The sequence below is a fragment of the Ureibacillus sp. 179-F W5.1 NHS genome, assembly GCF_045369345.1.
GTDB classification, from domain to species: Bacteria; Bacillota; Bacilli; order Bacillales_A; family Planococcaceae; genus Ureibacillus; species Ureibacillus halotolerans.
In genome coordinates this window covers 89,340-98,944 of record NZ_JBIQFG010000008.1, presented here as the reverse complement: position 1 = coordinate 98,944, position 9,605 = coordinate 89,340, and the positions used below count along the sequence as shown (strand labels likewise).

The following is a 9,605-nucleotide window of genomic DNA, read 5'->3' as shown; positions in this document are numbered from 1 at the left end:
AATGGCTAGAAAATAGTTCGGTTTAAGTGGATCAGTTTTTAATTAATAAATGGCTCAATTTTTACTTGCGAAATACAACATGAAAAGAAAACATTAGAAGACGCATTGAAATAAAGTATATGAAATACAAAAAAATTCAACCTTGATTGGCTAGATACCTTTCAAGGTTTTTACTTTAATTTAAATTAAAGCAGCTGGTAATTATGAGAATGTTCCAAAGGATTTATACGACTTAAATGGGAATATCCTAATGAAGCCTTTTGTTTGAATAAAGAAGGAGATATTTGGGAAGTTTACTATAGTGAACGTGGTATGAATCACACATTGAAAAGTTCGAATCTGAAAATGAAGCCTGTAATTATTTTTATAAAACAATTTTTGAATAAATAGTATCTTCACCAGTATATTAAATCTGAAAAGTAACCACCTTCTCTTATCTAAGACCTTGAGATTATATCAAGGTCTTTTTTAGTTATGCCGGGATCATACTTTTCAACTATGTGAAGAAAGTTCGCTGTAAAGGTAATAATGGCGAACATAGAAATTGTTTTAAATTAAATAAATTCACTGTATAACTCCCCCTATATAAAGGGGAATATAGGTCTAGATAATATAGAGAACGAAGGTGTCCTTATTCGAATATGAAAAAGTATCCGTTTCTAGTATTAAATTTATTAATACTCACTTTAGTTTTGGTCATTCTTTTAGGGGAGAATCATCAAAAAAGGGAGAAAGAGGCGAATGAAGATTTAGCAGTTTCTTATATTTTAAAATCAAATGAACGGGAAGAGAAAAAAACAAAATTACTTAAATTACTGGAACAAACGATAGAGGAAGAGCTACCAGGTGTTGTATCGTGGGGCGATTCCCTTACATATGGATCAGGTGGTGAAGGTGTAACCTATCCTAGAGTATTACAAAATTTGATAGAGCAACATGTATATCATGATATACCGGTTATCAATATGGGGGTGAGGGGAGAGACATCTAGTACGATTGCTGGACGTGCTGGTGGTACACCCTTTGTCGTAAGTAGTTTTACAATTCCAAAAGAAGTTACAAAAGTGGAAATTCATATAACTTCGTCAACAGGTGAACCAGTTGCCCCGCTGCGACATGGTGATAAAGGGGTAAATCCTGTGACAATCAATGGAGTTCAAGGAATTATTAGTATCGACAAGCAATCTAAAGGTGAAAATATTTATTATTTTGAACGATTGGGAAGGGGAGAAGCTGTTCCAGTTAAAGATGGCACTGTAATTGAAACGGTTGGTATGAAAAAATTTCAAAACTATATTCCTATTATTTTTATCGGTCAAAACGGTGGATACAAAACTGATCAGCAATTAGTAGATCAAATTAAATCGATTATTCAGATGGAAAAATACAATGAAAACTACTTAGTATTAGGACTTACAACGGGTACAGCAGAATCAAGAATACAACTAGAATCATTAATGGAAACTGCTTTTGGTGAGAAATACGTTAATCTTCGAGAGTTAATGAGTACAAATGGGTTGAAATTGGCTAATATTTCACCAACGACGGAGGATTTAACGGCAATGGAAACAGGTGCAATTCCACCAAGTCTTTTATCCGATAAAGTTCATTTTAATGCAAAGGGTTACGAAGTGATTGGAAAAATTGTATTTCATCGAATGGAACAATTAGGTTATTTTGATTCGGTAAAGCAATTAGTTAAGGAATTAAATGAAATATAAAGTTTCCCCAATATTAAATAAATCAAAAATAGTTAACTTAAGACTATTTTTGATTTATTTTTTTATTTTATAGGAAAGTTTTTACATTATATGACATATATAAAATAATAGGATTAGTTAAATATTACTAAAGTTATTCCGGAATATTAAAAAAATCTATAGAATTATACGACTTTAGAATTAAATGAGTTGGATTTTTCAGAGATTGAAGGAGTAATGATTAACTACTAGATTCATATAAAACTGATATATGTGTCATATGAATAAAATATTCGACACTTACTTTAGGCGTCTAGTCATGATCTGGATTTAGTGGGAGAAAAAATAGGTTGTTAAAATCTGGAGGTCTTCAAATGAATGATATTTTAGTGAGTATAAGCTGTCTCACCTATAATCATGAGCGGTATATTCATGATGCAATCGAAAGTTTTTTCATGCAAAAGACGAACTTCAAATATGAAATTTTAATTCATGACGATGCCTCATCGGATCGGACAGTAGAAATTATTAAGGATTATGAAAAGAAATATCCAGATCTTATTAAACCAATCTATCAAACAGAGAATCAATTTTCGAAAGAAATTTTAGTAGACGAATTTAACGTGAAAAGGGCAAAGGGAAAATACATTGCAGTTTGTGAAGGGGATGATTATTGGCTCGACCCTTATAAATTACAAAAGCAAGTGGATTTTATGGAAAACCATCCAGAGTGCAGTTTATGTGTTCATGCAGGCTATGTCGTTACAGCAAAGGATAAAAAAATATTAAGACATAATCGTCCAAGTCGTACAAGTAGATATTTGCAAGTGGAAGAAGTGATTGGACAAGGTGGAGATTTCTTTGTTACAAATTCGATGTTTTACCGAACACAATTAGATCTGGAAAGACCTAGGTTTTTTCAAATCGTTCCGAACATAACTGATTATCATCTTGCTATCAATCTCGCATTGCAAGGGAAAGTATATTATATGGATGAATTTTTGTCTGCATGGCGTAATGGCGATGATGCATCTTGGACAAGTTCCAATATGCATCATATTGCAAAGAAAAGAGCCCACTATCGCCAAATTGCCGAAATGCTCGATGAAATTAATCGCTATACAAATAGTCAATATGAACAAGTGATTAAATGGAAAAAGGATATGACAGAACTGGAACTATTAATAGAAGAAAGAAAGTTTAAAGAAGTGAAAAAAGGAATGTATAAGGAGTTGTATTCCCAATTAGGATTGAAACGTAAGGCCATGATATGGATGGATGAATATTCTCCGGCTGTTTCAAACTTTTTAAGGCAAGCTAAAAGGAGTTTCGTTAAATGGAATATGACATAACGAAGGCAAAGGTACTTTCTTCTCTTTTTTGGAAGCTCCTTGAACGTGGTGGAACACAAGGAATACAATTTCTAATCACGCTTATACTGGCGCGAATTCTCCTTCCAGAAGATTTCGGTTTAATCGTCATAGTTACCGTTTTTATTACGTTTGGCGGAATTATTGTAGAAAGTGGTCTTAGCACCGCACTTATTCAAAAGAAAGAGGTAGATGCCCTTGATTTCTCCTCTGTCTTTTATTTGAACTTATGCGTAGCTATCGTTCTATATATTATTTTATTTTTGTCAGCCCCTTTAATTGGAACATTTTTCGAAGAACCTCAACTATCATCCGTAATAAAAGTATTGTCATTGACTTTATTTTTTGGAGCGTTTAATTCCATACAAAATGCGGTTATTGCCAGATCGATGGAGTTTAAAAACTTATTTATTAGTAGTTTAAGTGGTGTCATCCTTTCGGGCATCGTTGGGATACTGATGGCCTTTGCTGATTTTGGTATTTGGGCTTTAGTAGCACAACAATTAACGAGACATTTATTAGTTACGATTGCTTTATGTATTACTGTGCGCTGGAGACCCAGCTTAAAATTCTCCTTTAAAAGGGTGCAACTATTGTTTTCATATGGATGGAAGTTACTGATTTCTTCCCTCATTTTTTCTATTTATATTAATTTGCAAAGTTTCATCATTGGGAAAATGTTCAACCCTGCTTTATTAGGTTTCTATAACAGGGGAATGCAATTTCCATCGGTCATCGTGGACAATATAAATGGTTCCATACAAAATGTAATGTTCCCGGCGTTATCAGCCCATCAAGATAATAAACAGAAAGTAAAAGAGATGACTCGCCGTTTAATCGGAATGAGCTCGTTTATTGTTTTTCCAATGATGATGGGTCTTGCTATTATTGCAGAACCTCTTATGAATGTTTTATTAACGGAAAAATGGCTTCCCGCTGTTTCCTTCTTACAAATCTTCTGTGCCTATTATGCTTTATGGACAATTGATGTATCCAATCTACAAGCAGTTAAAGCGATGGGGAGGAGTGACATTTTTTTAAAATTGGAAATCGTTAAAACGGTTATCGCTCTTACTGTTCTTGTAATTAGTATCCAGTTTGGAGTTCATGCGATGGCTTTTGGTGTGTTGCTCAATGGGATTATTGCCGCAATTATCGATGGATTCCCTAATCGGAAGTTATTGAATTATCGTTTGAGCGAACAATGGAAGGATGTACTCCCTTCATTTCTACTATCCTGCGGGATGGGTTCCATTATCTATTGTATTAAATGGGTCGGCATGTCGGACTTACTCACTATAGGAGTACAAATTATTACGGGAATTATTTTATATGTCGGGTTGGCAAAGATTTTTAAAATTGAATGTTTCCGTTACTTACAAATTACTTTGAAATCTCAAAAAAACAAAACAGTATCGATAGAAGGATTCGAAACTTAGAAGGGAAGAATTAAAAAATAACGAAGAAGAGGGTAAAAATGAAAGGAATTATTTTAGCAGGAGGGACAGGTACCCGATTATATCCGATAACGAAGTCTATTTCGAAACAGATTTTGCCAGTTTACGATAAACCAATGATTTACTATCCCCTTTCAGTATTAATGTTAGCAGGAATTAAAGAGATATTAGTTATTTCTACTCCAAGGGATATGGAAGGCTTTATACAACTTTTGGGAGATGGTTCCCATTTAGGGATTCACCTTCAATATGCGATCCAGGAACATCCAAACGGTTTGGCAGAAGCTTTTATTGTTGGTGAAAAGTTTATTGGAAGTTCTTCAGTTGCATTAATTTTAGGAGATAATATTTTTTACGGTTCGAACTTTAGTCTCCTATTAAAAAAATCAACTTCTTTAACGAGCGGTGGAATGATTTTTGGATGTTATGTCAATGATCCAAAGGCTTATGGGGTTATTGAGGTGGACGAATTGATGAATCCTATTTCGGTTGAGGAAAAACCGGTAAATCCGAAATCTTCTTATGCGATTCCAGGCTTATATTTTTTTGATAATGACGTAGTGGAGATTGCGAAACAGGTAGAACCTTCGAAACGGGGAGAAAAGGAGATTACGTCCATCATAGAAGATTACTTAAGGAGAGGGAAATTAAAAGTACAACTGACCGGACGTGGACTAGCCTGGTTAGATACGGGCACCCATGGGTCACTCCTTGAAGCTTCTAATTTTGTTTGTGCAATTCAAAAAAGACAAGGTTTATATATTGCTTGTATTGAAGAAATTGCTTATCGAAAGGGTTACATTTCAAAAGAGCAGCTTCTTGAAATCGCAAAACCATTGATGAAAACAGACTACGGAAAATATTTAGTGGAACTATCAAAATATGATCTTGATAAGGAGCTCGAAGCAAATGATACAATCTCCATTTAATGTACCTCCTGTCACAGGGGCGGAATTCGCCTATATTCAAGATGTGATTGAAAGTAGAAGTCTTTCTGGAGATGGGAAGTATACAAAGTTAAGTCAAATATGGTTAGAGCAAAAAACGGGAACAAAAAAAGCATTGTTAACGACTAGCTGTACCCATGCCCTTGAAATGGCCGCTTTCCTTACTAACATTCAACCAGGGGATGAAGTGATTATGCCATCCTACACTTTTACTTCTACAGCAAATGCATTCGTTTTAAGAGGGGCGAAAATTGTTTTTGTTGATATTCGGCCCGATACGATGAATATTGATGAGAACAAAATAGAGGCTGCTATTACGAAGCGAACTAAAGCAATCGTACCAGTCCATTACGCTGGTGTGAGCTGTGAAATGGATACGATCATGGATATTGCGCAGCGTTATCAATTATATGTAATCGAAGATGCCGCTCAAGGATTAATGGGGACATATAAAGGACGGATGTTAGGAACCATTGGCCATATAGGAACATACAGCTTTCATGAAACAAAAAATTTCGTTTCTGGTGAGGGCGGTGCTTTGCTTATTAATGATGAGCGTTTTATCGAACGAGCTGAAATCATCCGAGAAAAAGGGACGGATCGTTCCCAATTTTTCAGAGGACAAGTAGATAAATATTGTTGGCAAGATATCGGTTCCTCCTATTTACCAAGTGAACTAAATGCTGCCTATTTATATGCCCAATTGGAGCAAACTGAGCTAATATTAGAAAGCCGTTTATCCCTTTGGAATGAATATTATACTCATCTTCAATCTTTGGAAGAACATCATTTAATTGATTTACCGGTTATTCCAAATAATTGTCAACATAATGGGCATATATTTTATATTAAAGTGAAAAACGGTGATATAAGAACAAGTTTAATAAATTATTTAAAAGCACAGGGAATTCAAAGTATGTTTCACTTTGTTCCACTTCATTCTTCACCTGCAGGAAAACGGTATACAACGTTCCATGGAGAAGATATTTATACAACAGTAGAGAGCGAACGACTACTCAGATTACCTTTATATTTTGACTTATCGACCGTTGAAGTAATTGTTTTGGCGATAAAAGGATACTTTATGAACATGTTGGAAAAAAGGGTTTTAGAATTATGATGAGTAGAAAGAAAATGTTAGTAACAGGTGGTTCTGGTTTTATTGGAGGAAATTTTGTTCAATACATGGTTCAACATTATCCAAACTATGACATTTACAATTTAGATGTGCTCACTTATGCCGCTGATTTAAGAAAACATAAAGCGATTGAAACAAAACCAAATTACTTTTTTATCCATGGGGATATTACCGATTTTACAACGATCTATTCGTTGTTTAAAAAAGAACAATTTGATTTTGTTGTTCACTTTGCTGCTGAAAGTCATGTGGATCGTTCGATTCAAAATCCGCCGATTTTCACCCATACGAATGTATTAGGCACTCAAGTATTACTAGAAGCAGCTAAACAAGTAGGGATTGAAAAGTTTATTCATATCTCAACGGATGAAGTCTATGGAGAACTAGAATGGGATGAGCCTACTTTATTTACAGAAGAAACACCGCTCCAACCAAATAGTCCATATAGTGCGAGTAAAGCTTCTTCTGATTTACTCGTTCTTGCCTATTTTAAAACGTACGGCATGCCGATTAATATTACGCGGTGTTCGAATAATTATGGACCGTTTCAATTTCCCGAAAAGCTAATTCCTTTAACTATTTTACGGGCATTAAAGGACGAAAAAATTTCGGTTTACGGAAATGGGGAAAATATTCGAGATTGGTTACATGTGATGGACCATTGCAAAGCGATCGACTTAGTTGTTCATGAAGGAATAAGCGGAGAAATTTATAATGTTGGAGGGAATAACGAATGGCAAAATATTGAGATTGTCAAGATCATCTTACAATCCTTAGGTAAGTCGGAAGAACTAATTACGTTTGTAAGGGATCGGTTAGGCCACGATAAACAGTATGGTATCGATGCAACAAAGTTACAGCGATTAGGTTGGAAACCAAAATATACCTTTGATAAAGGAATCTCTGAAACAATTCAGTGGTATTTAAACAACGAAGATTGGTGGGGGCCCATATTGAATAAATCCTATCAAACTGTTCAATGATTTTTCTACGACACAATAAAATGGTGATAAATTGAAGAAAATTCTTAACAACCAATACTTATTGTACTATTTGCTTTGGCCCATCATCGTCGTTCCAAAGGAAGTACAATTTATATTGATCGCCCTCATTTTATTTTTATTTCTATGTCAAAGAAAGAAGCTCTATTTTGACAAGCTAAGTTTACTAGTTGTATTGTATCTGTTTGTCTATGGATGTTCGATTCTCTATAATTTATTCGTTTATTCCTATAATAGCGAACGAATTTTTGCTACGGTCAACACTTTTAGCATTTGGATCATGGCGTTATTTTTTTATCTACATTTTAAAAATAATAACATCGACATTGAAAAGATAAAAAAGATTACTTTTTATAATTATTTGTTGTTAATTGGCCTTTGGTTCGTAAGTATAGGCATGTACTACGGTATAGGAATGAAAGATGTAACTATTTTAGGGAAAGTCCTTTATTATTCTGAATGGTTCAATCAAAGGGAAGTAATGCGATTTGTTGGGATAATGGATTATACAAATCTTGTCATTATGTTTTGTCTGTTTTTCTACCCTCTATTTTGTTGGTATGTAATCGAAAACAAAGGGAAGTTTCTGCGCTGGCTTTACATTTTATTAGGGGTTATGCCTATCATTAGTACGTATTCGCGTAGCGGCTATATTGTCATATTAATAGGGATCTTGTTCTTTGTAGTGAAATATCTGTCCAAACAATTGAATAAAAATCTATTTATTTTTCTAACTCTAGTAGTTCTATCAACCATGATTGCTATTTTCATGTATACCGATTTATCACAAATTGTCGTTATGACAATGTATGAATTAGTTCACGCGCGGGAAGGAAGTAACGATAGTCGAACTTTTTTAATGCAGGAAAGTATTAAAGTAGCACTAGAAAATTCACCGATTATTGGACTAGGTATTAAAGATCGATCGGTTTTAGGTTATCCCCTTGGATCCCATTCAACCTTTGTAGGTTTCATTTATAAAACGGGAATTATAGGGTTTATGATCGGAAGTCTTATTTTTCTAGTAATTAACTTAAAACTAATATTTTTGAAGGACATGGTTTATAAAACGATATTAAAAGTTTCCCTTTTACTCATGTCGATTTTATTTGTAGTAGAAGATATTGATGGATCCAATTGGCTAATTGTCGTTTATTTCATATTTGTTTCTATACTTTTTAATCGAAATGATAAATTCCATCATTCTCCAAAACCTCTAGTATCGCATGAGTACCGATTTAACGATAACGAAGGATAAAAAGGATGAGTCGTATAAAAACGTTTATAGACAATGAAGTGTTTTTAGGAAGTCAAAGGGAACTGCTTCAAATCATTATTAATCATACAAGGGACAAAAAGAAAAAGGCTTATTATGCTATTAATGCGGATTGTATGCTTCACTATTGGAACGATGAAGCTTATCGAAACATTATTAACCAAAGGGAAAATTTAATTTATGTAGATGGAATGGGTGTCATTTATGCCCAAAGGTTTTTAAACATTCCAACTGCTGCTCAACGAATTGCCACAACTGATTTATTTCCCGCGTTAATGGCCGAATTAAATGAACGGAAAAGTCCCTTTAAAATCTTTTTACTAGGTGGAAAAGATGATACTGCAGAAAAGGTAAGAAAAAATTTTTCGAAAAAGTATCCGAATGTGGAAATTGTAGGGGCCTATAATGGTTATTTCGATAAAAAAGAAGAAAGTAAGAAGGTCATTTCTCACATAAACGATTTGGAAGTGGATATTTTATTTGTTGGATTCGGAAATCCCCTTCAAGAGAAATGGGTAGACGAACATTTTCATCTTATAGAAGCTAGTACAGTTCTAACTTGTGGAGGGCTCTTTGATTATTATTCAAATCATGTGAAAAGGGCACCGATTGCCATGCAAAAGATTGGTTTTGAATGGTTATATCGACTATTACAAGAACCAAAACGATTGTATAAAAGATACTTGTTTGGAAACATCAAATATATATTAAAGGTT

Annotated in this window: 8 protein-coding genes; all 8 read left to right on the top strand. The window is 34.1% G+C overall.

Features of this window, described 5'->3' with window-relative positions:
• Positions 1-641 precede the first annotated feature (641 nt).
• Positions 642-1,721, top strand: a complete 1,080-nt coding sequence (locus ACH0B5_RS06200; RefSeq protein ID WP_406927578.1) for an SGNH/GDSL hydrolase family protein — start codon at positions 642-644, stop codon at positions 1,719-1,721.
• 353 nt (positions 1,722-2,074) lie between these two features.
• On the top strand, positions 2,075-3,052 hold the full coding sequence (locus tag ACH0B5_RS06195) for a glycosyltransferase (RefSeq protein WP_406927577.1): 978 nt from the start codon (positions 2,075-2,077) through the stop codon (positions 3,050-3,052).
• Complete coding sequence (locus tag ACH0B5_RS06190) at positions 3,037-4,509, top strand: lipopolysaccharide biosynthesis protein (protein WP_406927576.1); 1,473 nt, start codon at positions 3,037-3,039, stop codon at positions 4,507-4,509. The genes ACH0B5_RS06195 and ACH0B5_RS06190 overlap by 16 nt, the downstream gene beginning before the upstream one ends.
• 38 nt (positions 4,510-4,547) lie before the next feature.
• Positions 4,548-5,456, top strand: a complete 909-nt coding sequence (rfbA, locus tag ACH0B5_RS06185; RefSeq protein ID WP_406927575.1) for a glucose-1-phosphate thymidylyltransferase RfbA — start codon at positions 4,548-4,550, stop codon at positions 5,454-5,456.
• Positions 5,437-6,594, top strand: coding sequence for a dTDP-4-amino-4,6-dideoxygalactose transaminase (gene rffA, locus ACH0B5_RS06180; protein WP_406927574.1), 1,158 nt, complete (start codon positions 5,437-5,439; stop codon positions 6,592-6,594). The genes rfbA and rffA overlap by 20 nt, the downstream gene beginning before the upstream one ends.
• Positions 6,594-7,595 carry a dTDP-glucose 4,6-dehydratase gene (gene rfbB, locus ACH0B5_RS06175; protein ID WP_406927580.1) on the top strand — a complete coding sequence of 334 codons (1,002 nt, stop codon included), beginning with the start codon at positions 6,594-6,596 and terminating at the stop codon, positions 7,593-7,595. The genes rffA and rfbB overlap by 1 nt, the downstream gene beginning before the upstream one ends.
• A gap of 415 nt (positions 7,596-8,010) precedes the next feature.
• On the top strand, positions 8,011-8,871 hold the full coding sequence (locus ACH0B5_RS06170) for an O-antigen ligase family protein (protein WP_158599647.1): 861 nt from the start codon (positions 8,011-8,013) through the stop codon (positions 8,869-8,871).
• A gap of 5 nt (positions 8,872-8,876) precedes the next feature.
• On the top strand, positions 8,877-9,605 hold a 729-nt coding region (locus ACH0B5_RS06165; protein ID WP_406927573.1), incomplete at its 3' end, for a WecB/TagA/CpsF family glycosyltransferase.